The 21,545-nt window shown below is 66.4% G+C and carries 20 protein-coding genes and 1 pseudogene; 7 read left to right on the forward strand and 14 right to left on the reverse strand.

Annotated features, from left to right (window positions below):
• The first annotated feature begins 136 nt into the window (after positions 1-136).
• Entirely contained in the window at positions 137-808 is a 672-nt protein-coding gene (locus ACP69S_RS09745) for a hypothetical protein (RefSeq protein WP_425996670.1), read from the forward strand.
• Here ACP69S_RS09745 and ACP69S_RS09750 read toward each other — a convergent pair.
• From ACP69S_RS09750 to groES, 4 genes are all read right to left on the reverse strand, one after another.
• A complete protein-coding gene (locus tag ACP69S_RS09750) occupies positions 805-1,131 on the reverse strand; it encodes a hypothetical protein (protein ID WP_425996885.1) in 327 nt (108 codons plus the stop codon). The two genes, ACP69S_RS09745 and ACP69S_RS09750, sit on opposite strands and share 4 nt — an antisense overlap.
• A gap of 355 nt (positions 1,132-1,486) precedes the next feature.
• Complete coding sequence (locus ACP69S_RS09755; protein ID WP_425996672.1) at positions 1,487-2,218, reverse strand: hypothetical protein; 732 nt, start codon at positions 2,216-2,218, stop codon at positions 1,487-1,489.
• Between the two features lie 264 nt (positions 2,219-2,482).
• The gene (gene groL / locus ACP69S_RS09760) at positions 2,483-4,126 is read right to left on the reverse strand and encodes a chaperonin GroEL (RefSeq protein ID WP_425996674.1); all 1,644 of its coding nucleotides are present in this window, start codon (positions 4,124-4,126) and stop codon (positions 2,483-2,485) included.
• A gap of 63 nt (positions 4,127-4,189) precedes the next feature.
• Complete coding sequence (groES, locus tag ACP69S_RS09765) at positions 4,190-4,480, reverse strand: co-chaperone GroES (RefSeq protein ID WP_007665932.1); 291 nt, start codon at positions 4,478-4,480, stop codon at positions 4,190-4,192.
• Between the two features lie 45 nt (positions 4,481-4,525).
• Between groES and ACP69S_RS09770 the strand changes: the two genes are divergently transcribed.
• Positions 4,526-5,038, forward strand: a complete 513-nt coding sequence (locus ACP69S_RS09770; RefSeq protein WP_425996676.1) for a VOC family protein — start codon at positions 4,526-4,528, stop codon at positions 5,036-5,038.
• A gap of 43 nt (positions 5,039-5,081) precedes the next feature.
• Positions 5,082-5,507 (forward strand): DUF4345 family protein, encoded by a 426-nt coding sequence (locus tag ACP69S_RS09775; protein WP_425996678.1) that lies wholly within the window; start codon positions 5,082-5,084, stop codon positions 5,505-5,507.
• Between the two features lie 83 nt (positions 5,508-5,590).
• Here the strand turns inward: ACP69S_RS09775 and ACP69S_RS09780 are convergent, their stop codons facing one another.
• The 4 genes from ACP69S_RS09780 to ACP69S_RS09795 all read right to left on the reverse strand — a co-directional run bounded on the left by ACP69S_RS09780 (position 5,591) and on the right by ACP69S_RS09795 (position 9,521).
• Complete coding sequence (locus tag ACP69S_RS09780; protein ID WP_425996680.1) at positions 5,591-6,148, reverse strand: methylated-DNA--[protein]-cysteine S-methyltransferase; 558 nt, start codon at positions 6,146-6,148, stop codon at positions 5,591-5,593.
• A gap of 90 nt (positions 6,149-6,238) precedes the next feature.
• A complete protein-coding gene (locus tag ACP69S_RS09785) occupies positions 6,239-7,012 on the reverse strand; it encodes a peptidoglycan-binding domain-containing protein (RefSeq protein WP_425996682.1) in 774 nt (257 codons plus the stop codon).
• 96 nt (positions 7,013-7,108) lie between these two features.
• Complete coding sequence (locus ACP69S_RS09790) at positions 7,109-8,416, reverse strand: acyl-CoA dehydrogenase family protein (RefSeq protein ID WP_425996684.1); 1,308 nt, start codon at positions 8,414-8,416, stop codon at positions 7,109-7,111.
• 103 nt (positions 8,417-8,519) lie between these two features.
• Positions 8,520-9,521: a transporter gene (locus ACP69S_RS09795; RefSeq protein WP_425996686.1), complete on the reverse strand. Its 1,002-nt coding sequence runs from the start codon at positions 9,519-9,521 to the stop codon at positions 8,520-8,522.
• 173 nt (positions 9,522-9,694) lie between these two features.
• On the opposite strand from ACP69S_RS09795, the gene ACP69S_RS09800 reads away from it, so the two are divergent.
• The 3 genes from ACP69S_RS09800 to ACP69S_RS09810 all read left to right on the forward strand — a co-directional run bounded on the left by ACP69S_RS09800 (position 9,695) and on the right by ACP69S_RS09810 (position 12,655).
• A complete protein-coding gene (locus ACP69S_RS09800; protein ID WP_425996688.1) occupies positions 9,695-10,297 on the forward strand; it encodes a GNAT family N-acetyltransferase in 603 nt (200 codons plus the stop codon).
• 115 nt (positions 10,298-10,412) lie between these two features.
• Positions 10,413-11,714 (forward strand): hypothetical protein, encoded by a 1,302-nt coding sequence (locus tag ACP69S_RS09805; protein ID WP_425996690.1) that lies wholly within the window; start codon positions 10,413-10,415, stop codon positions 11,712-11,714.
• Between the two features lie 47 nt (positions 11,715-11,761).
• The gene (locus ACP69S_RS09810; protein WP_425996692.1) at positions 11,762-12,655 is read left to right on the forward strand and encodes a hypothetical protein; all 894 of its coding nucleotides are present in this window, start codon (positions 11,762-11,764) and stop codon (positions 12,653-12,655) included.
• 17 nt (positions 12,656-12,672) lie between these two features.
• Here the strand turns inward: ACP69S_RS09810 and mutL are convergent, their stop codons facing one another.
• Positions 12,673-14,577, reverse strand: coding sequence for a DNA mismatch repair endonuclease MutL (gene mutL / locus ACP69S_RS09815; RefSeq protein ID WP_425996694.1), 1,905 nt, complete (start codon positions 14,575-14,577; stop codon positions 12,673-12,675).
• A 251-nt stretch (positions 14,578-14,828) separates the two neighbouring features.
• Here mutL and ACP69S_RS09820 point away from each other — a divergent pair, with 251 nt between their 5' ends.
• Positions 14,829-15,776: a TraB/GumN family protein gene (locus tag ACP69S_RS09820; protein WP_425996696.1), complete on the forward strand. Its 948-nt coding sequence runs from the start codon at positions 14,829-14,831 to the stop codon at positions 15,774-15,776.
• Positions 15,777-15,840: 64 nt separating this feature from the next.
• Here ACP69S_RS09820 and ACP69S_RS09825 read toward each other — a convergent pair whose 3' ends face one another.
• The 5 genes and pseudogenes from ACP69S_RS09825 to ACP69S_RS09845 form a co-directional block, all read right to left on the reverse strand.
• Complete coding sequence (locus ACP69S_RS09825) at positions 15,841-16,410, reverse strand: DUF3035 domain-containing protein (protein WP_425996698.1); 570 nt, start codon at positions 16,408-16,410, stop codon at positions 15,841-15,843.
• A gap of 97 nt (positions 16,411-16,507) precedes the next feature.
• The gene (gene lspA, locus ACP69S_RS09830) at positions 16,508-17,017 is read right to left on the reverse strand and encodes a signal peptidase II (RefSeq protein ID WP_425996700.1); all 510 of its coding nucleotides are present in this window, start codon (positions 17,015-17,017) and stop codon (positions 16,508-16,510) included.
• A gap of 13 nt (positions 17,018-17,030) precedes the next feature.
• Positions 17,031-17,212, reverse strand: a pseudogene (locus tag ACP69S_RS09835) (hypothetical protein); the annotation flags it as partial.
• A complete protein-coding gene (ileS, locus tag ACP69S_RS09840) occupies positions 17,196-20,117 on the reverse strand; it encodes an isoleucine--tRNA ligase (protein WP_425996702.1) in 2,922 nt (973 codons plus the stop codon). The gene ileS and the pseudogene ACP69S_RS09835, both read right to left, overlap by 17 nt.
• 317 nt (positions 20,118-20,434) lie before the next feature.
• Positions 20,435-21,523, reverse strand: a complete 1,089-nt coding sequence (locus ACP69S_RS09845; RefSeq protein WP_425996704.1) for a S1C family serine protease — start codon at positions 21,521-21,523, stop codon at positions 20,435-20,437.
• Between the last annotated feature and the right edge of the window lie 22 nt (positions 21,524-21,545).

Below are 21,545 nucleotides of genomic sequence, written 5' to 3' on the forward strand. Positions count from 1 at the left end.
CCCACTTTGCGCTCAAACGCTTGTTTGGGAGAGCATGGCGAAAAGCGGCCGCCGAGCCAAGGCCTTCTGGCTTCGTAGTTGCGGCGCGGCGGAACGCCGTCTCGAAACGGCACGCGTTTTTAGTGCGAGACCGATGATGACGCCGTTCAGGACCCTTCTGCTCGTTAGTGCGCTGGCGGCCGCCAGCGTGGCCGCGCCGGCCCTGGCCGATGGCTACCCCGCCGAGCTTCGCAAGAAGCCAGCGTCTCGACCTGCCCCGGTCAAGCGGGCCAAGCCGGTGACCGAGGTGGTCTATGTCGACCGCGTGATCGAGAAGATCGTCTACGTGGAGCGTGACTGCGATTGCGGCCCGCGTCACGACCGCCGGCGAGACGACTCTCGCGGAGCCAGCGGCGCCGTCATCAGCGACGAAACCTACGAGTCTGAAAGCTCGCGCTACGAGGAAAGCAGCGAGAGCCGTTCCTCGAGCGGCGCGACCCATTATGGCGGCAACCAGAGCTACTCCACCCGCTATGGACCGGGCGGCGGCTGGCTGCCTCGACCGGTCGAGACGGCGCCAATCGACTATTACGACCCGCCCTATATCGGCGGCGGCTATGTGGGACGTCCGTCCGGCGGGCGAGGCGGCGGCTATTATGGCGGCGTGGTCGGCGGATCGGGCGGCGGCTGGGCGGGCGGCTTTGCCGGCGCCTCGGCCAGAAGCTCGGCTGCGGCTTCGGCCTCAAGCTCGGTCAATATCAGGGTCGGAGGCGGCGGACACTCAGGCTGCGGCGGCGGTTGCGGCGGCGGCGGCGGCAAGCGCTACTAGGACTCGGTCTGAACCGGCAACCAGCGGCGCGGGAACTTGTCACCCAAGGCGCGGATCTCGCCAGACTTGAGGCCCAGTTCGCGCATCCGATAGGCGACGATCTCGCGAATGGCCTCGACCGGCTCGGTTCCCCGGAACGGGCTTGAGGCTACCGCGCCCACCTCGAGAGCCAGATCGACGGCCGCCCACTCGGCCTGGGCCCGCTCGGCCTTGCCGACGCCGAAATAGTGGCGGACGGGCAGACGCTCGCCGGCCACTTCGACCATCACGCCAACGACCCAGCCCTGGGGGATCAGATCGGCGTCGGGGCGTTGTCGGAACATGCCTGCCATGTAGCGGTCGCCACGGCCGGGCGGAAGATCATTCCGCCAGCGGCGTGAGAATGGGTCTTAGCCGACTAGCTGGAACGCTGCCTGGCTGATCAGGCCCAAAGCGAGCCACAGGGTTACGGCAAACACGACGAGATTAAGGCGCGGAATGCGTCGGTGGAGATGATGTACGCGGCGCATAGGCATGACGACCTCCCGTCGGCTTTTTTTGCTTCTTGAAAGAAACGAAAGCAGGGGCGGTTTGGATGCGTACGGATGGTTGTTTTTCTTAGATGCTACTTACGGCAAGAAAGGGCGGGACCTTTCGGCCCCGCCCTCGACTGTCGTTCAAACAGCGTAGTTCGGGCCTCTAGTAGCCCGGACGCGCATAGGTCTGTTCTTGCGGGGGCGCCGCCCCAAACACAGAGTCCATGGTGCGCGGCAGCCAGCCGCCGCCGGTGTTGTAGCGGGTGTCTTGCTGGGCATTGGCGCTCCAGCCGCCTTGCTGGGTTGAGCTCTGGCCATAGACGCCGGCCGAGCCGTAGCCATAGGGCTGAACCTGGCCGCCGCCTTGGTGATAGGGCTGGCCTGGGCCGCCGTGGACGGGGCGCTGCGGCGCATAGGCCGGCTGGCCCGAATAGTTGGGGCCGTAGTTGGAACCATAAGCGGGCTGGCTCGCATAACCGTTGCTGTAGCCGGAGCCGTAGGCGGGCTGGCCGGGAGCCTGGTTTGGGGCCTGAACAGGATAGCCAGTCCCGCGGTCCACATAGACCGGACGGTCGATATAGACGGGGCGCTCGATGATCCGCTCGACCACCGGCTCGTCCTGGTCGCGGCGCGAGCTGCGCTTGCGGTTGTCGCGCGTGTCACGGGCGCTATAGCCGCCATTGGCGTCGCGGCTGCGCGCGTAGAAACGCTCCAGCAAGACGGCGCGCTCGGCGAGCACCTCACGGCTCGACGCGGACTGCGCGGCGGCGGGAGCGGGGTAGCTGCTACAGCTGTAATAGCCGCAGGACTGGGCTTGGGCCGAGGTCGGCGACGCGACCATGGCGCCGAGCAGCACCGGACCGGCGACCGCAGCGGCTAGTGAGCGAATAGACATATGAAGAGGCTCCCCAAAAAGGACATGCAAAGGTTGTGTCCTTTTGGAACAACCCACGGCGAAGGTTGCAAAGACCTTGCCGCGTATGGCGAGCCCGTCACGGAATGGTTGTGTGCGAAATGAAAAAGGGCGGGACCTTTCGGTCCCGCCCTCGATTTTTTCAACCCGAGCGGTGACGCAGACTTCTTAGAAGTCTGCATCACCGCTCGGGATCGACATGTCGATCCCGAGCTCTTCCGGGGGATAGGCAACTTTATGGATTTCTTAGAAATCCATGTCGCCCATGCCGCCCATGCCGCCGCCGGGAGGGCCGCCAGCGCTGCCCTTCTTGGGGGCTTCGACGATCGCAGCTTCCGTGGTGATCAGCAGGCCGGCCACCGAGGCGGCGTCCTGCAGGGCGGTGCGAACCACCTTGGCGGGGTCGATGACGCCGTCGACGATCAGATCGACATACATTTCAGTCTGGGCGTTGAAGCCGAAGGTCGGCGAGTCGCTTTCCAGAACCTTGCCAACCACGATCGAGCCTTCAACGCCGGCGTTTTCGGCGATCTGACGGATCGGGGCCTGCAGGGCGCGGCGGATGATCGCGATGCCGGCGGTCTGGTCGGCGTTTTCGCCGGTCAGGCCAGCCAGGGCCTTGGAGGCCTTCAGCAGGGCGACGCCGCCGCCGGGGACGATACCTTCTTCAACGGCCGCGCGGGTGGCGTTGAGGGCGTCGTCGACGCGGTCCTTCTTTTCCTTCACTTCGACTTCGGTCGAGCCGCCGACGCGGATCACGGCAACACCGCCGGCCAGCTTGGCCAGACGTTCTTGCAGCTTTTCCTTGTCGTAGTCCGACGTGGTGTCTTCGATCTGGCGCTTGATCTGGGCGATACGGGCTTCGATCGCTTCCTTGTCACCGATACCGTCGACGATGGTGGTGTCGTCCTTGGTGATCGTGACCTTCTTGGCCTTGCCGAGCATCTCGAGTGAGACGTTCTCGAGCTTGATGCCCAGGTCTTCCGACACGACTTGAGCGCCGGTCAGGATGGCCAGGTCTTCCAGCATCGCCTTGCGACGATCGCCGAAGCCCGGAGCCTTGACGGCGGCGACGCGGAGACCGCCACGCAGCTTGTTGACCACCAGGGTAGCGAGGGCTTCGCCCTCAACGTCCTCGGCGATGATCAGCAGGGGACGGCCTGACTGAACGACGGCTTCCAGCACCGGCAGCAGGGGCTGCAGCGACGAGAGCTTCTTTTCGAACAGCAGGATGAGCGGCTCTTCGAGCTGAACTTCCATCTTGTCGGCGTTGGTGATGAAGTAGGGCGACAGGTAGCCGCGGTCGAACTGCATGCCTTCCACGACGTCGAGTTCAGTCTCGGCGGTCTTGGCTTCTTCGACGGTGATGACGCCTTCGTTGCCGACCTTGTCCATGGCCTTGGCGATCATCTCGCCAACGTCCTTGTCGCCGTTGGCCGAGATGGTGCCGACTTGGGCGATCTCGGTGTTGGTCGTGACCTTCTTCGACGACGCCTTGATGTCGGCGACGACGATGTGGACGGCCTTGTCGATGCCGCGCTTCAGGTCCATCGGGTTCATGCCGGCGGCAACCGACTTGAGGCCTTCTTGAACGATGGCTTGAGCCAGGACGGTGGCGGTGGTGGTGCCGTCGCCGGCCTTGTCATTGGTCTTCGAAGCGACTTCGCGGATCATCTGCGCGCCGAGGTTCTCGAAGCGGTCAGCCAGTTCGATTTCCTTGGCGACCGAGACGCCGTCCTTGGTCGAGCGCGGAGCGCCGAAGGACTTTTCGATCACGACGTTGCGGCCCTTGGGGCCTAGGGTCACCTTCACCGCATTGGCGAGGATGTTGACGCCGCGCAGCATCTTGTCGCGCGCGTCCGAGGAGAAATAAACGTCTTTAGCGGCCATGTGTATGAGCCCTTCTAAAAGAGAAACTGGAATTGAAGGCGGGTCGAACGGTATGAGAAGCGGTTAGGCCTCGATCACGCCCAGGACGTCGCTTTCCTTCATGATCAGCAGGTCTTCACCGTCGACCTTCACTTCGCTGCCCGACCACTTGCCGAACAGGATCTTGTCTCCGGCCTTCAGGTCCAGAGCGACGACGTCGCCCTTGTCGTTACGCGCGCCGGGGCCGACGGCGACGACTTCGCCTTCTTGCGGCTTTTCCTTGGCGGTGTCGGGGATGATGATCCCGCCCTTGGTTTTGGTTTCTTCTTCGACGCGCTTCACGAGGACGCGGTCGCCAAGGGGACGAAATTTCATGGTTGTTCTCCGTCGGGACGGTTATCGATAAAGGGGTCGTTGGCGGTGGAAACGCTGCTGTTAGCAGTCGCGGCCTATGAGTGCCAACGCAGGCCTGAGTTAGGTCCGGGGCTCCCGGGAGTCAAGGACGCGCTGGGCGAACTTTTTGCGATGACGGTTAAGGGAGAAGCCGAAATGTTCGACCATCTGGGCTTTGGCGTGACCGATTTCGAACGGTCCACGCGCTTCTACGACCAGGCTCTCGCCCCTTTGGGAATCAACCGCCTCTTCACTGTGCCGCTGGAGCGCAGCGGCGGCGTCGATGTCACCGGCTATGGGGTCGAGCGGCCGCAGTTCCGGATCTCGGGCCGAGGCGACACCTCGGGACGGCTGCACGGCTGCTTTCTGGCCGGGACGCGGGACCTGATCGATGCCTTCTACGCGGCGGCGATGGCGGCCGGCGGACGCGACAACGGCGCGCCCGGACTTCGCCCACATTACCATGAACACTGCTATGGCGGGTTCGCGCTCGACCCGGACGGCTTCAATGTCGAAGCCGTCTGCCACGCGCCCGCCTGATCCGACCTGCCCGCTTAATCCGACCTGAAGGAGCGCCCCGCGCATGTCGAGCTACGCCCTGTCCCTGCTGCTGGCCGTGATCGCCTGCACGATCGGCGGCGCGCTGGGCGGTATCGCCCTGGCGCGGCCGGCCCAGGTGCTGGGTCTGGCGGGCCTGGCCGAGGGCGAGGCTGCGCCGACCCCGCTGTTGGCGGAAGGCCGAGCCTTCGGGGGCCTGCTGGTTCTGTCCCACGCCGGGGCGGCGTTATATTTGGGCTATCAGCCGGGGATCGGCGCGGCGATGGCCTTCGTCCTGGCTCTGGCCTGGTTCGGCGCGGCGCTCGGCCGGGCCGCTTCGCTGCTGATCGACCGGGCCGGCGGCAGGTTCAATCTGGGCAATCTGGCGTTTGAGGTCCTTATCGGCATCACCCTCAGCCTGCCCTTCCTCAATCCCGGCCGGCTGGTCTTGCGCGGCGGGATAATCGCTTAGGCCCGCGCGCCCTCGTGTCCTAGAGCCCTTTCCGACCTGATGGCTTCATCAGGGTCGGGCGAAAAAGTCTCTAAATCAGAGGGTTAGAGCATTTTTCGATCCGATAACCGTTTCACACTTATCGGAAAATGCTCTAGCAGCCAGGCCCTGCGCTCAAGCCCTCCGCCATAGCCGGTGAGCGCGCCGCTCGCCCCGATCAGGCGATGGCAGGGTACAAGGATAGCTATGGGATTGGCGCCATTCGCCGCTCCGACGGCGCGCACGGCGGCCGGCTTGCCGATGCGGGCGGCGAGGGCGGCATAGGTCGAAGTGGTTCCGACGGGCACGTCCATCAGGGCGGCCCAGACTGCGCGCTGAAAGTCCGTCCCGCCCGTGGCCCATGAGATGGCGGAGAGGGCGTCCAACTGGCCTTCGAAATAGTCGGTTACCGCCTTGCGCGGGGCCATCGGCGCCGGGCCGTTCTCCAGCGTCAGTGCGCCGTAGTGCAGGCGCAGCAGCCGCATCATGCGCGGCGCGTAGTCATGAAAATCGAGCGCCCGCACCGTTCCCGCCTCATCCGTGACCAGCAGAATCTCGCCGATCGGGGAGGCAATTCGGCTGAAGCGTAGGCTGACGGGGCGCAGGCGGGCGGGGCGAGTCATGAGCGGACTATCGGGCGCGCGAGGCCGGCTGTCCGCCCGATTGTTGCGCTGAGCAAGGGACGCATCGACCGGGGCCAGCGCGCCCTTGGGTCACCAGACGATGAAGTCCTTGTCCCTGTAACCGCGAACCCGCTCCACCGCTTCGAAGCCGTTGGACGAGCCTTCGTCATTGGTATTGCCCTCGTAGGTGGCGAAGGCGTCGGGGCCGGCGGATTTGACCACGCCGACATGTATCCAGTCGTTGGAACTGGCCCGCACCAGGAAGAAGCTGCCAGGAGCGATGGCCGACTTGGAAACCTGGCCGCTGGCGATCCTGGAGCCCGGGATGAACTTGCCGATGGCCTTGGCGCGATCGGCCAGGGTGTCGCAACTGGCCGAAGACTGGATGGGCGGCTTCTGGCCCACGGCGGCGGCGGCCTGTTCCAGCGCGAAACAGGCAAAGCCGGCGCACCAGCGGGCCGCGCTGCCCTCCCAGCCCAGATAGGCTCGCACCCAGGGGCCCAGATTGTCCCCGCCCGCCTCACGAGGATGCTGGGCCACGTGCAGGGCGGCGTACTGGGCGATTAGCGGGGAGAGGGCCTGGCCGGCCGCCGGCGCGTACTGGATGGCCTTGGTCATGGGAGCTGTCAGGGCGGCGAAGGTGGCCGCGTCGACGATTCCGGTCTTTGGCAGGCCGGCCTTGGCCTGAAAGGCCTGCACCTGGGTGAAGGTAGCTCCGCCGAAGTCGGAATCAATCGACAGGGCCAAGCCCTGTAGCGTCAGCCATTCCTGCACCCGTTTAACGCGGGCGTTCTTTAGGCCGCGGGCCAGAGGGGTGGAAAAGGCGAGTTCAGCGGATACGCGTGACGGTGAGTACTGTGGCATGACGAGTCCCCCGCGGTTATGCCCGGAAAGGTTGACCCGTTTAGCCGATGCTCGCAAGCTGTAATGGTGGAGCTACGAGAGCTCCACCATATTGGATCAGCGAATCCCCGCCACCTGCAGGGCCGCTTCCTTCTCGGTCTTCTGCTTGAAGACCAGATCGCCGTACTTGCCGTATTCCATGCGGGCGATGGTGCGCTGGTGGACCTCGTCCGGGCCGTCGGCCAGGCGCAGGGTCCGGATGCCGGCATAGGCCTTGGCGAGGCCGAAATCGGTGGTCACGCCGCCGCCGCCGTGGGCCTGGATGGCGTCGTCGATGATCTTCAGGGCCAGGCGGGGGGCCGCGACCTTGATCATGGCGATCTCCAGTCGGGCCGACTTGTTGCCGGCCTTGTCCATCATGTCGGCGGCCTTCAGGCACAGCAGCCGGCACATCTCGATGTCGATGCGGGCGTCGGCGACGCGTTCTTCCCACACCGACTGGTCGGAGATGTACTTGCCAAACGCCTTGCGGCTCATCAGGCGCTTGCACATCTTTTCCAGCGCGACTTCCGCCGTGCCGATGGTGCGCATGCAGTGGTGGATGCGGCCAGGGCCAAGGCGGCCCTGGGCAATCTCGAAGCCGCGACCTTCGCCTAGCAACAGAGCCTCTTCCACCGGAACGCGGACGTTCTTGAGGATCACCTCGGCGTGGCCGTGCGGCGCGTCGTCATAGCCGAACACCGGCAGCATGCGGACGATCTCGATGCCGGGCGCATCCAGCGGCACCAGAACCTGGCTTTGCTGGGCGTGGCGGCTGGCGTTTTCCGGATCGGTCTTGCCCATGACGATGGCGACCTTGCAGCGCGGATCGCCCACGCCCGAGGACCACCACTTGCGGCCGTTGATCACATAGTGGTCGCCGTCGCGCTCGATGCGGGTCTCGATATTGGTGGCGTCCGAGGAGGCGACATCAGGCTCGGTCATCAGGAAGGCGCTACGGATCTCGCCGTTCATCAGGGGGCGCAGCCAGCGCTCCTTCTGCTCCAGCGTGCCGTAGCGCATCAGCACTTCCATATTGCCGGTGTCGGGCGCCGAGCAATTGAACACCTCGGACGCGAAGCCTACCTTGCCCAGCTGTTCGGCGATCAGGCTGTATTCGAGGTTGGTCAGCTGCACGCCCTCGAAGACGAACGTATCGTCAACGTGGGTCTGGCCGCTGTGCGGCGGCATGAAGAAGTTCCACAGACCCGCGGCCTTGGCCTTGGCCTTCAGCTCCTCGACGACCTGCACCACCTTCCAGCGCTCGGCCCCCAGCACGTTCATCTCGGCCTCATAGCGGGGGATGGCGGGGACGATGTGCTCGTGCATGAACGCGGTGACGCGATCGAGGAACTGCCGCTGCGTGGGGGAGATGTCGAAATCCATGGCGCTTCCCAATCCCGTTCTTGTGCTGTCAAACGCTTGTTTGAACGATTTCTAACACCGAATTGACGCGGACGGCAAGCGGGTCGGATCGGGAAGCGCTGGTCTAAAGCACGTAGTTCACCGCAATCACCGGCGTGAACGAGGCGGTGGTGTTGCGACCCGCCGGGATGATGCATGCGCCCACGATCACGCCCACAGCGCTGGTCATGTTGTACTCGATCGCCTGGGCCCGGATCAGCGCCTTGCCGACCGGCGAACGGCGTTCGAAGGCGGTCCCATCGACCCCGGTGCGGAACACATGGGTGCTGGCGTCGCGCTGATAGGCGATGTCCATCGCCGCAACCCATTGGCGGGTGATGCTGTATTCGAAGGCCAGGTCGAGATTGAACGAGTCGCCCGGCCTGGCCTGGCCCGAAAAGCCCGATGGCGTGCCATCGACACTGGCGCCGCGCACATCGGCCTGGGCCGAGCGGGTATAGGCTAGGTTCAGGCGGGTGCGCAGGATCCGGCCATTGGGCGTCCAGAAATAGGTCTGGGAATTGACCCCCAGCGTAGTGGCGTAGGCGCCGCTTCCAAAGCCGTCGTTAGGACGGTTGTCGAGCTTGTCCTGGCGACCAACCGGCAGGGTATCCTGCAGGACCAGGGAGATCGTCGGCGTTCGCCGGCCCTCGCGGTACTGGGTCAGGCGGTACTGGCCCTGGAGGGTCAGGTCGCCCAGTCCGAAGCCAGAGCTCGAGCGCCCGCCGGCCCGGCGATAGCCGAAGCGGGGGATCAGGCCGGCCGTGAAGGTGTCGGTCACGCCATAGAGCAGATAGGTCTGCGAGCCCCAGTTATCCTCGTCCGGCGTGTCGTGACGACGGCCCTTGGCGTCGATCCGGCCATAGGGCTTGGCGTTGCATAGATAGGGCTCGATCAGGGCCCGGCCCTTGGGCAGGGTCGAGGCGCCCGAGGCCAGCAGCGGACCTGTCCACCAGGCTTCGTCCAGGGCTTGCCGGTAAGGCGCGCCCTCGGCGGCGACCGCCGGTCTGGCCAGGCCGACGCCCGCCGTTCCCAGGAGCAGGATGAACCACAGGCCATAGCCTGCCCATCGCGGTTTCGACGTCATCCATCCCCCCAAGCTGCAGCGTGGTCGTCATCGACCGTCGGCTGCCAATAGGCCGCGCTCTGCGTGGCGGCAGCCCGGAACTTGCGGCGTCGGTGTGTCAGGCTGTGTCAGCATGCTGACGGCCGCACCGACCGCCTTGCGCGGAACCGCTCGGCCGAGCCATTCTGCGCTTCATGGACATCCAGATTCTCCCCCTCGAAGGCCGCTACGTCCGGCTGGAACCGATCACCCCCAATCTTCCTGGCGCTCTGCGCGACGAACTGCGCGGCGCCATCGATTGCGATCCCGCCAGCTGGGAGATCATGTCGATCAATGGCTGCGGGGAGGGTTTCGAGGACTGGTGGGGCGCGCTGCAGGGCGAGACCCAGCGCGGCGAACGGATCGGCTTCGCCATTCGCCGGCTGTCGGACGGCAAGGTGGTGGGCACCTCCAGCTATTTGAACATCCGCCGCCTGCATAAAGGGCTCGAAGTCGGCTCGACCTTTCTGCACCCCGACGCGCGTTCAGGTCCGATCAACCCGGAGTCAAAGCGCCTGCTGCTGACCCACGCCTTCAATGCTGGCGCGATCCGGGTCGAGTTCATGGTCGATGTCCGCAACGCTCGTAGCCAGGCAGCGGTCGAAAAGCTGGGCGCCGACAAGGACGGCGTGCTGCGCAATCACAAGATCACCTGGACCGGCCACGTGCGCGACACCGCGGTGTTCTCGATCACCGACGCCGACTGGCCCGGGGTCAAGCAGCGACTGGATTTCAGGCTGACCGAGAGCTTCGTCTGACGGGGCCGGGCGGCGCCGGACTGCGCGAAACGGTCGCAGCCCATTCAACAAGGATAACGGCGTTCCACCATTACGTGTAACGAATTATCGAGCATTCGACCTTAGCTTTGCGGCCATGACCGCGATCGCCTGTCTTCGACTGCTTATTGATGACGACGCCTTCCCCGCGGCGCGAGCCCAGACGGCGGCCGATATCTATCTGAAAGCGCGATGGAGGGCGCCGCGCCGTTACGGCGCCGTGGCTCCGCTGGCCTTTGTCCTCGCCGACAATCGCGCCGAGCAGCTGGACCCAGTGGAAATGCAGGCTCTGGCCGCCGAGATGGAGGCCCAGCTGTTCCCGGGCCGCAAGAGCGGTCAGGTCTGCCTGATGACCTTCGAGGGCGACGAGAGCGCCGTGCTCAAGTTCGCCAGTCTGAGCCAGGGCGAACTGGCCGGCCTTGTGGCCGGCAAGGGCTATGGTGGCGCCGCCGGACGGGTTCAGGTGATCACGGCCGACGAGATCCGGGCCGTGCCCAGCACTCACGAGGAAGCCCGGCAGGCCGCCGAAGCCGAAGCCGCCGCTTCGCCTCCGCCAACTCCTGCGCAGCTCGCGCCCGCGCCCCAGGCAGCCGCTCCGGCTCCGGCTCCGGAGCCAGCGCCGGTTCAGGTCGCGAAGCGTACGACTCCGACTCCGACCCCCGCGCCGGTCGCGCGGGCCAAGCCTGCGCCGCCTCCGCCGCCCCCGCCGGCGAAGACCGGTTGGTGGGGTCTCTATGACCTGCCGACCGAGGCCTTTGTCGGCTCGATGATCGGCCTGCGCGCCGATCTCACCGAGCCGCCGCCCGAGGCCGACTCGGCGCTGCTGACCCGCGACCTCAGCTGCCTCAACGACGCCCAGACCGCGTTCAAGACCGCGCCGTTCGGCGACTTCTACGTGCCGTTCGGCTTCTGGAACCTGACGACACCGCATGCTCAGGACGCCTACAAGGGCCGGCTGTCGCGCTATCCGCTCGACCTCCAGCCGCGTCTGGGCGCCAGCGTCTATGGCACCCCGCGCGAGGCCTCGCTGGGGCTGGTCAGCCAGATCCGCGCCTTCCTGAAGGGCAGCTTCGCCTTCCTCGATCTCAACGTCTTCGATCCGACCTTCCCGGTTCACAACCTGCCACCGGAACTGATCGACAGCGTCACCCTGACCCTCACGGGCGAGGACGAGCGCGAGCGCCTGACCCAGATCCTGAAATTCGTCGAGCGCCAGGGCGTCTATCGTGGCAAGGGCGTGGCCCAGATAGTGGCCGGCGTCGCCAGCGCCAACGAGCTGGAAGCCTGCCGCCAGGGCGGCGTCGCCCGCGTCCGCGGACCGGCGGTCACCGCCTTCCTCGACAAGCCGGTCGCCCAGGCGGAAGGCACCCCCATCGCCCAGGCTCGAAGCGCGGCCTGATCGGACGGCGCTTCGCGGGGTCGCCGGCCGACCTGTTGAAGCGGCTGGTGAGCGGCGAACAAGACGACGCCTTCGCTGGTCGGGTCTGCAGGATCACCCCAACCGAGGTCCTTTCGGTGGCTCCGCCTGGCGGACCTGTGGCGGGCGAGCCTCCCATGGAGGTCCTGCGCGCCCAAGCGTCTGTGGTTGCTCCGGCTCGCACCGCCTATCGCGGCGTCTTTCACACCCAGCGCGAAGTCTTCGTGGGCAATTTCGCTGTCCTGCGCGAAGTTGGTTCGATGTCTGCCTTCGGTATGAAACTGCCGCCAGCCTCTGACACGAACGAGGCGGCGCATGATCTGCCCAACCTGCAAGGCGCCAAGCTGGCGTTGGAGAGCATGGAATCGGGGGTCATGTTCTTCCCGATCAGCTTCTCGAGTCTCGTCAAACCCAGCGTCCGGGCCGAATTGAAGCCGTATCTCGAAGCCTTGCCGCAAGCGCACCGGGGCCGGCTGGCGGCCGCAGTCTACGGTACGCCCCGCGCACCGTCTTTTTCGGCCTTGTCGCAGATGAAGCGTTTCCTTTACCCCTTTTTCTCGCGGATCGACCTGCGCGTCGCCGATCCGGCGTTTCAGATCGACGATCTGGCGCCAGAACTGGCAGCCAGTGTGACCCTGACCTTGCCGACAGGCGCGGAGTTCGTGCGGCTGGCAGCCATCTCGCGCTTCATGCGCGCCGCCGCCACCTATCGGCGCAAGCGAATGTGGCAGGGCGTGACTGACGTAAGCCGCCGCCGCGAGGTGAACGCCTGTATCGAGTTGGGTGTGCAGTTCATCACGGGGCCAGGCGTGACCGACCTGTTGGAGAACCCGGCTCCGGTTTCACCCTGCTCGGCGCTCCAGCTGCCCCTGCACGATTGGTCGGTTCGGCCAGACCCGGACATGGTCTCAAGCGTGGCCTGATCAGTAGGCCCGATGGCCTATCGACGCCCAAACAGGCGCTCGATGTCGGCCAGCTTCAGTTCCACATAGGTCGGACGGCCGTGGTTGCACTGGCCAGAATGGGGCGTGGCCTCCATCTCGCGGAGCAGAGCGTTCATCTCGGCCCCGTTGAGGCGGCGACCGGCGCGGACGCTGCCGTGGCAGGCCATGGTCGAGCAGACCTCTTCCAGTCGCTCCTTCAGGGCCAGGGCCTGACCGTTCTCGGCCAGATCGTCGGCGATGTCGCGGATCAGGCCGCCGGCGTCGGTCTGGCCCAGCAGGGCCGGGGTCTCGCGCACCAGAACCGCGCCCGGACCAAAGCTCTCGACGATCAGGCCCAGGGTCGCCAGCTCCTCGGCGCGGGCGATGACGCGCTCGGCCTCTGCTGGATCCAGGTCCACCACCTCGGGCAGCAGCAGGGTCTGGCGGGCGACGCCGCCGCTCTCCATCTCGCCTTTCATGCGCTCGTAGACGAGGCGCTCGTGGGCGGCGTGCTGGTCGACGATGACCATGCCGTCGCGCGTCTGGGCGACGATATAGGTCTCGTGCACCTGGGCCCGGGCCGCGCCCAGCGGGAAGTCGACGGGATCGAATGGCGGCGCGGCGCAGTTGCCAGCCCGGGGATAACTCTGCGAAGGGTCGGTGTTCTGGACCGCGTCATAGGCCTGGCTCAGCACGTCGCCGAACCCGGGCTCGACCCGCGCCGAGACGTCAGACAGACCGGGCAACACCTGCGGGCGCGGCGGCGCCCAGCCGCCCTCGCGCCAGGCCGAGAAGCCGGCAGGCGAGGGATCGGCCCGGAACTGAAACGGTGAGCCACCGAATGACGCCCCTTGCGCGCGGATACTGTCCAGCGCCTGGGTCGCCACCGTGGTCGAGGCCCGGTGCCCGGCTCCGGCCAGCGCATGGCGCAGCGCCCCGACGATCAAACCCCGCACCAGGGCCGGATCGCGGAACCGCACCTCGGCCTTGGCCGGGTGGACGTTGACGTCGACCTCGGCGGTGTCCAGCGACACATAGAGCGCCGCAGTCGGGTGGCGGTCTCGGGCCAGAAAGTCGGCATAGGCAGCGCGCAGGGCGCCCTGCAGCAGCCGGTCGCGCACCGGACGGCCGTTGACGAACAGGTACTGATGGGCCGCGTTGCCGCGATTATAGGTCGGCAGGCCAGCGAAACCTGTCAGCCGCACGCCGTCGCGGGTCTGGTCGATCTCGATGGCGTTGTCCTGGAAATCGCGCCCCAGCACGGCGGCCAGGCGCGCCAGACGGCCTTGCGGACCCGGATGCTCGGGCAGGAGGCGCAGCACCCGGCGGCCATCGATGTCCAACGAGAAGCCGACCGCCTCGTGGGCCATGGCCTGGCGCTTGATTTCCTCGGTGATCGCCAGGGCCTCGGCGCGCTCGGATTTCATGAACTTGAGCCGCGCGGGAGTAGCGTAGAACAGGTCGCGCACCTCGATCCGCGCGCCGTGCGGGCCGGGGAAGGCGGCAGGAGCCACCTCGCCGACCTGACCGCCCTCGACCAGGATCGAGAAGGCGTCCTTTTGACCCTTGGCGCGGGAAGAAATCTGCAAGCGCGCCACCGAACCGATCGAGGGCAGGGCTTCGCCCCGAAAGCCCATGGTGTGGATGCGCAGCAGGTCCCACAGGCCGTCTGCGTCGGGGGCCAGTTTCGAGGTGGCGTGGCGCTCGATGGCCACCGGCAGTTCCTCGGCCGACAGGCCCATGCCGTTGTCGGCCACCAGGATGCGGGTCAGGCCGCCGCCATGGGCTTCCACCTCGATCCGCGTCGCGCCGGCGTCCACTGCGTTATCAACCAGCTCCTTGATGGCGCTGGCCGGCCGCTCGACCACCTCGCCGGCGGCGATGCGGTTGACGGTTTCGGGCGGCAGGCGGCGGATCGGCATGGTCGGACTTTCGGAGGGAGCGTTATTCTAGATCGATTCCGCCGGGGCTGTAGAAACAGAGAGCTTGATGGTTATGGCTCTGTCATCCCGGACGAAGCGCGTCGCGCGAAGATCCGGGACCAACGCCTGAACTCAGCGCTTCTTGCGGTCCCGGCTTTCGCCGGGATGACAAGGTTTTGAGTGCCCAGGCCAAGCTTTAGCCGCAAGGATCGCGCCATCGTCGCGCCGCTGTTGAAACTCACGGAACGTGCATGAAACGCTCAGGTCTGATCGCGGTCTCCGCCCTTGTTGCGCTGGCGGTTCAAGCCCCGTCTGCCCACGCCCAGATCCCCGAAGATCCCGAGGCCAATCTGGTCGAGGAGTTGGTGGTCAACGCCAAGCTGCCTGGCCCCGCCTGGTGGCGGATCTCCGACGGTGACACCACGATCCATATGCTGGGCACGCTGGCCTCCCTGCCCAAGGGCGCGGCCTGGGACACATCGGTACTGGAGCGCCGGTTGGAGGGCGCCTTCGCTCTGATCTTGCCGCCGGTTGGGCGCGCGGGCGTGACCGACATCCCCGCCATGCTGAAGCTGCGGGGCAAGCTGAAATCCGACCAGTCGCTCGACGCCGCTGCGCCGGAGCTCGCGCCGCGCCTGGCAAAGGTTCGCGCCCAACTGGGCAAGAAGCCCGACGCCTATCGCGAATGGAGCCCGCTCGGCGCGGGGATCATGATCGCCATGGACTATCAGAAAACCACGAAGCTGGACCCCGGCGAGCCCGAACGCACGGTCGGCAAGCTGGCGCGCAAGAAACGCGTCAAGGCCAGGCCAGCCGGAACCTACAAGGCCATGCCCGTGATGAAGGCGGCGGTGCGCGATCATTCCGCCGAGGCGGGGCAGCTATGTCTGGAGGGCGTGCTCAGCGAAGTCGAGGCGGGCTCCGCCGCGGCCCGCTCGGCCGCTCAGGCCTGGGCGCGAGGCGATGTGCGCGCGGCTATCGCCGGGCCGCGCAACTTCCAGCGCTGCATCCGCAGCCTGCCGGGCATGGTCGAGCTGGAGAAGCGGGCAATGGACGACGAGATCGCCGCCCTGACCGAGGCGATGAAGACTCCCGGCCACGCGGTGGCCCTGTTCTCGATCCGCGGGCTGGTGGCCCAGAACGGCTTGCTGGACCGCATGCGCGCCAAGGGTTTCACGGTGCGGACGCCGGGGGATTGATCTCAACGAAAACGGCCCGGAAGCTTGCGCGTCCGGGCCGTCAAATTCGCGGATGGCTCAGAGGCTAGAGGCCCGGCAGCTTGATCCGGGTTTGCTTGTCGCGGCTGATCACCACCTTGCCTGGGCCCATCAGGGCCTTCAGGCGGGCTTCTTCGGCGGCGGCGTCGACGACGATCGGGGCGTTGGCGCCGGTTTCGGTCGCCGTAGCGGCCACTTCAACCGACTTGTCCTTCTTCCAGAACATCACCTTGCTGGCAAAGCTCTCGTCCTTGTGGGCCAGGTCGCCGGTTTCGTCATCGACGACGAAGCGGATCAGCGGGTCGGCCTTGTCGACGCCGGCGCGGGCGACCAAGAGCTTTTCGCCATCCGAGCGGCTGGAGGCCATGCTCTGGCCGATCAGGGCCTGTCGGGCGGCGCTTTCGGGCTGCAGTTCCTGCGGGCGGGGCTCGCCGGGGGCCGGCGGGCGCAGGGCGTAGTCGGGCGGAACCACCAGCGGCGCCTTGGTGACGACGCGGAATTCGTCGGGGACCACCTTGCTCATGCCGAGCGCCTTGGAGGCCGATTGGCAACCGGCGAGGCCCGTGGCGGCCACGGCGGCCAGAACGCTCAGGGTCGCGACCCGATTGAAACTCATGAACAGATGCTCCACGTGGCCCGCCCAGGGCCAAAATTTCGAGCGCTCTCGATACGACATCACGGCGCGGGCGCCAATGTCTCTCGCGATTGCGGCCTTATTCGGTCGGATGGGCCAGCTTGTCCTCGCCCGTCAGGAAGCTGTCGAGCAGCAGGAAGGCCACGCCCACCGATATCGCCGAGTCGGCGATGTTGAAGATCCACGGGAAATAGAGGTCGCGCACGTCGATGAAGTCGGCCACAGCGCCATAGATGACCCGGTCGATCAGGTTGTTGCCGATGGCCCCGCCAATGATCATGCCCAGGCCGACGGCCATGAACGGCTTGGTCGCCTTGCGCGCCCAGATAGCCAGGCCCACCACCACGACGGTCGAAAACCCGGTCAGCAACCAGCGGCTCCACCCGGCGTCGCCGTTGAGCAGGCCAAAGCTCATTCCCCGATTCCAGACCATGGTCAGGTCCATCGGGCCGGGCAGGGGGACCGTGCCCTTGGACGGCAGGTCGAGGCCATGGAGAATCCACAGCTTGCTGAGCTGGTCGAGCACGACCGTGGCCACGGCGATGGCGTAGGCGATCCAGCCGTGGCGGGTGATGTTCAGTGCGGTCACTCTGGAACCCTCTTCCTTCTCCCCCTGCGGGAGAAGGTGGCCTGCCCCCGGGTCGCGCGAAGCGCGCGCCCGAGGATAAACTCCGCAGGTCGGATGAGGGGTTTCTCGGTCGCGCCGTGCAACCCCTCATCCGTCGCTGCGCGACACCTTCTCCCGCAAGGGGAGAAGGAAGCAAAGCCTAAGCGTGTTGGCTATCCCACCACGCTACAGCTTCCGCGTCGCGAAGGCTAAGCTCCGGATAGCGCGGATCGGTTCCGACCTCGGGCAGGATACGCCATGAGCGGGCGCATTTGGCGCCCTCGGCCAACTTGGGATTCACCCACACCGCAATGTCCGTGCTTGCCATTGAGAAGGTGTTCTCCGGCGTGCCCTCGGTAGCCGCATTTCGGATGCTAGCTTGGCTGGTCCGGAAAACCTCTGCTGCGTCCAGGCCTTTGAAAGCGGCAAGCAGGCCATCATCGTTGATGTAGACGACAGGCGCGGCTTCAAGCGCTGAACCGATCCGCTTTTCACGGCGCTCGACTTCGAGAGCGCTTGTGACGGCCGACATAACTACACCGACCTTGGCCCAGCGCGCGGCCTCGGCGTCGTTGCGCCACGCGGCCGGCGTCTCGGGAATCACCCGCAGGCTGTTGGACCCCGCCTCGGGGAAGCGCGTCTGCCACGCCTCTTCCATGGTGAAGCTGGTCAGGGGCGACAGCCAGATCGTAAGGCGCTCGAAGACGTAGTCCAACACCGTGCGATAGGCCCGGCGGCGCATCGCATCGGGACGGTCGCAATAGAGGCTGTCCTTGCGGATATCGAAGAACAGGGTCGACAGGTCGCCCTGGCAGAACTCGATCAGCGGCCGGGTGACGTCGGCAAAGCGATAGGTCTCGTAGGCGGCGCGGACCTGGCCATCCAGTTCCCACAGGCGGTGCAGGATGAACTTTTCCAGCGGCGGGAAGTCGCCGTAGTTCGTGACCCGCTCGGCCTCGTCGAAGCCGGCCAGGGCGCCCAGCAGGTAGCGGGTAGTGTTGCGCAGCTTGCGATAGGCGTCGGTGGTGGTGGCCAGGATCGTCTTGCCGATCCTCTGGTCCTCCGAATAGTCGACCATCGCCGCCCACAGACGCAGGATTTCGGCGCCGCTTTCCTTGGTGATGGTCTGCGGCTCGACGGTGTTGCCCTTGGACTTGGACATCTTCTCGCCGTTCTCGTCCTGGGTGAACCCATGGGTGAGAACCGCCTTGTACGGCGCGCGGCCGCGCGTGCCGCAGCCTTCGAGCAGGGACGACTGGAACCAGCCGCGATGCTGATCGGAGCCTTCGAGATACAGGTCGGCCGGCCAATGGCTGTCGTCGCGGCCCTCGATGGTGAAGGCGTGGGTGCAGCCGCTATCGAACCAGACGTCGAGGATGTCGCCGATCTTCTCGTAGGCGTCCGGATCGTGAACGCCCAGGAAGTCGGCGTCGGGACGCTTGAACCAGGCGTCGGCGCCGCCTTCGCGGATGGCGGCAAGGATACGGGCGTTGACCTCCGGGTCCATCAGCGGATGGCCGGTGTGCTTGTCGACGAACATCGCCAGGGGCGTGCCCCAGGCGCGCTGGCGGCTGACCAGCCAGTCGGGACGGCCTTCGACCATCGAGCCGATGCGGTTGCGGCCGGCGTCGGGGTGGAAGGCGGTGTCCTTGATCGATTGCAGGGCGCGTTCGCGCAGGGTCGAGCCGCTTCCATCGGCATGGTCCATGCGGATGAACCACTGCGGGGTGTTGCGGAAGATCACCGGGGCCTTGGAGCGCCAGCTGTGCGGATAGCTGTGCTCGACCCGGCCGCGCGCCAGCAGGCCGCCGGCCTCGATCAGCTTGTCCATCACCGCGCCATTGGCGGCCCCGAACTTGCCGACCTTCTTGCCCTCGGTCTCGATGACCTTCAGGCCGCCGAACATCGGCACGTGCGGATAATAGGCGCCGTCGGGATCCACGGTGTCGGGGATCTCGCGATGACCGTGGGCCAGCCAGACATTGTAGTCGTCTGCGCCGTGCCCGGGGGCGGTGTGGACGAAGCCCGTGCCCGCGTCGTCAGTGACGTGGTCGCCGGCCAGCATCGGCACGGCGTAGGCGTAGTGTGTGTCCAGCGCCGACAGCGGATGGGCCAGGACCATGCCTTCGCAGTCGACGCTTTCGACCTTGGTGAAGGCCGCGACCTTGGCCGCCTTCATCACGTCATCAACCAGCTTTTCGGCCACGATCAGGCGGTCGCCCGCCGCCGACCAGGGGGCGAACTCGAGGTTCTCCTCCAGGGCCGTGACCTCATAGACGGCGTAGGCGACGTCGGGATTGTAAGAGACCGCACGGTTGGCCGGGATGGTCCAGGGGGTGGTGGTCCAGATCACTACGCTGGCGCCGCTGGCGTCGTCCGAGCCCTCGACTACCGGGAACTTCACCCAGATCGTGGGCGAGACGTGGTTGTGATACTCGATCTCGGCCTCGGCGAGGGCCGTGCGTTCAACAGGGCTCCACATCACCGGCTTTGAGCCGCGATAGAGCTGTCCGCTGGCGGCGAACTTGTGGAACTCGGCGACGATGGTGGCCTCGGACGAGAAGTCCATCGTGGCGTAGCGGTTCCACCAGTCACCCAGTATGCCCAGGCGCTGGAATTCCACCTTCTGGGCCTCGATCCAGCCGCCGGCATATTCGCGGCAGCGGGTGCGGAATTCCTCGGCGGGGACCTCGTCCTTGCGACGACCCTTGGCGCGGAACTCTTCCTCGATCTTCCACTCGATGGGCAGGCCGTGGCAGTCCCAGCCCGGCACGTAGTCGACGTCGTAGCCGAGGGCGAAACGCGAACGGACCACGAAGTCCTTCAGCGTCTTGTTCAGGGCGTGGCCGATGTGAATGGCCCCGTTGGCGTAGGGCGGGCCGTCATGCAGCACGAACAGCGGGGCGCCGTCGGCCTGGCGACGGCTGCGGATCGCGCCGTACAGGCCCTTGTCGGACAGGGCGGCCCAGCCCTCCAGGATCTCGGGTTCCTTCTTGGGCAGGCCGCCGCGCATCGGGAACGGGGTGTCGGGAAGGAAGACGGTTTCGCGATAGTCGCGGGCGGTCGTGGCGTCGTCGGCCATGGGAGAGCTATCCAGCTGGGAAGTTCGGAAAAGAGTGCGGGGTGGTCTTCCCGGCGCGCGCGGCAACCTGTCCGGCGTCACGCCGGGCGGATAATTCGCGGGGTTTTCCGAACGAAAGTCATGGGCTGGGGATAGCAGAGGGTTGCGGGAGGGGCAAACCCGCAAGCTGAAAACATCCTGTCATCCCGGACGAACCCGGCGAAGCCGGGTGAAGATCCGGGACCGATCTGGAACGCTGCGCTCAGGCGTCGGTCCCGGGTCGGCGCGCTTCGCGCCTGTCCGGGATGACAGTATTTGGGGTCAGGCCTCTCGTTGGTTCAGCTCCGCCTGCGAATCTTCGGCGTGATCGACACCGTCATGAGTCGCCCCTCGCGGATCAGGGTGAACAGCGTGGCCTTGTCGATGCTGTGGTGGTCCAGCGCCCGCAGCAGGTCGTCGAGACCGGTCAGCGGCTGGTCGCCGGCCTGGATCAGCAGGTCGCCTTCCTTGACGCCGGCCCTGGCCGCCGGTCCGCCGGTGTCCACATGGGCCACGAACACCGCATAGGGCTGGGTGACGCCGGTGGCGCGCGCCAGGCCGGCGGGGATCGGGGCCTGCTGGGCTATCATGCCGATGGAGCCTCGCCGCACGAAGCCGTGGTCCAGCAGCTCCTGGATCACATAGGTGGCGGTGTTCACGGCGACGGCGAAGCACAGGCCCTGATAGCCGGCGATCACGGCGGTGGCGATGCCGACCACCTCGCCGCTGGAATTGACCAGCGGTCCGCCGCTGTTGCCGGGATTGAGGGCGGCGTCCGTCTGGATCAGGTCCTCGATCAGCCGGCCGCGCTCGCCGCGCAGGGAGCGTCCCAGCGCCGAGACGACGCCGGTGGTCACCGTGGCCTCGAAGCCCAGCGGCGCGCCGATGGCGATGACCAGCTGGCCGCGCCGCAGCTTCTTGGAATCGCCCAGGCGGGCGATCGGAATGTCGATGTTCTGTTCGATCTTCAGGATGGCGAGATCGGTATCGGGGTCGTCGCCCACGCAGCGCGCCGTCAGGCTGCGGCCCTCGGCGGTGATGACCACGAAGCGATTGGCTCCCTGCACCACGTGGCTGTTGGTCAGGATAAGCCCGCCGGCCGCGAAGGCAAAGCCCGAGCCGATGCCCTGCATGCGGGGGTCTTCCAGCATCGGGTGGACGCGGACCACGGCGGGACCCACCACCTCGACGGCGCGAACCACGGCGTTGGAATAGGCGTCCAGCAGGTCGCCATTGGGCAGGGCGCAATAGCCGCCCTCGACCTCTACCGCCTTGCCGGTGTCGAACACGAACTGGGCGTCGGCCGGATAGGACAGGATTTCGTGATGCCGCTTGGGCGCAGGACGGCGCGCCCTGGCGAAGAGTTCGTACTTGCGCGCCTTCAACATTCCCCGCCCCCGCACTGGTTAA

The organism is Caulobacter sp. DWR1-3-2b1 (assembly GCF_049895765.1).
GTDB lineage: Bacteria > Pseudomonadota > Alphaproteobacteria > Caulobacterales > Caulobacteraceae > Caulobacter.

What these genes read in the sequence shown, in the direction of transcription:
- ACP69S_RS09795 (WP_425996686.1), bottom strand. Translation starts at nt 9,521, where the DNA reads ATGACGTCGAAACCGCGATGGGCAGGCTATGGCCTGTGGTTCATCCTG.
- ACP69S_RS09790 (WP_425996684.1), bottom strand. Translation starts at nt 8,416, where the DNA reads ATGGATTTCGACATCTCCCCCACGCAGCGGCAGTTCCTCGATCGCGTC.
- ileS (WP_425996702.1), bottom strand. Translation starts at nt 20,117, where the DNA reads ATGGCCGACGACGCCACGACCGCCCGCGACTATCGCGAAACCGTCTTC.
- ACP69S_RS09820 (WP_425996696.1), top strand. Translation starts at nt 14,829, where the DNA reads ATGAAACGCTCAGGTCTGATCGCGGTCTCCGCCCTTGTTGCGCTGGCG.
- groES (WP_007665932.1), bottom strand. Translation starts at nt 4,480, where the DNA reads ATGAAATTTCGTCCCCTTGGCGACCGCGTCCTCGTGAAGCGCGTCGAA.
- ACP69S_RS09805 (WP_425996690.1), top strand. Translation starts at nt 10,413, where the DNA reads ATGACCGCGATCGCCTGTCTTCGACTGCTTATTGATGACGACGCCTTC.
- ACP69S_RS09845 (WP_425996704.1), bottom strand. Translation starts at nt 21,523, where the DNA reads ATGTTGAAGGCGCGCAAGTACGAACTCTTCGCCAGGGCGCGCCGTCCT.
- ACP69S_RS09755 (WP_425996672.1), bottom strand. Translation starts at nt 2,218, where the DNA reads ATGTCTATTCGCTCACTAGCCGCTGCGGTCGCCGGTCCGGTGCTGCTC.
- groL (WP_425996674.1), bottom strand. Translation starts at nt 4,126, where the DNA reads ATGGCCGCTAAAGACGTTTATTTCTCCTCGGACGCGCGCGACAAGATG.
- ACP69S_RS09825 (WP_425996698.1), bottom strand. Translation starts at nt 16,410, where the DNA reads ATGAGTTTCAATCGGGTCGCGACCCTGAGCGTTCTGGCCGCCGTGGCC.
- ACP69S_RS09785 (WP_425996682.1), bottom strand. Translation starts at nt 7,012, where the DNA reads ATGCCACAGTACTCACCGTCACGCGTATCCGCTGAACTCGCCTTTTCC.
- ACP69S_RS09775 (WP_425996678.1), top strand. Translation starts at nt 5,082, where the DNA reads ATGTCGAGCTACGCCCTGTCCCTGCTGCTGGCCGTGATCGCCTGCACG.
- ACP69S_RS09745 (WP_425996670.1), top strand. Translation starts at nt 137, where the DNA reads ATGACGCCGTTCAGGACCCTTCTGCTCGTTAGTGCGCTGGCGGCCGCC.
- ACP69S_RS09750 (WP_425996885.1), bottom strand. Translation starts at nt 1,131, where the DNA reads ATGTTCCGACAACGCCCCGACGCCGATCTGATCCCCCAGGGCTGGGTC.
- ACP69S_RS09800 (WP_425996688.1), top strand. Translation starts at nt 9,695, where the DNA reads ATGGACATCCAGATTCTCCCCCTCGAAGGCCGCTACGTCCGGCTGGAA.
- mutL (WP_425996694.1), bottom strand. Translation starts at nt 14,577, where the DNA reads ATGCCGATCCGCCGCCTGCCGCCCGAAACCGTCAACCGCATCGCCGCC.
- ACP69S_RS09780 (WP_425996680.1), bottom strand. Translation starts at nt 6,148, where the DNA reads ATGACTCGCCCCGCCCGCCTGCGCCCCGTCAGCCTACGCTTCAGCCGA.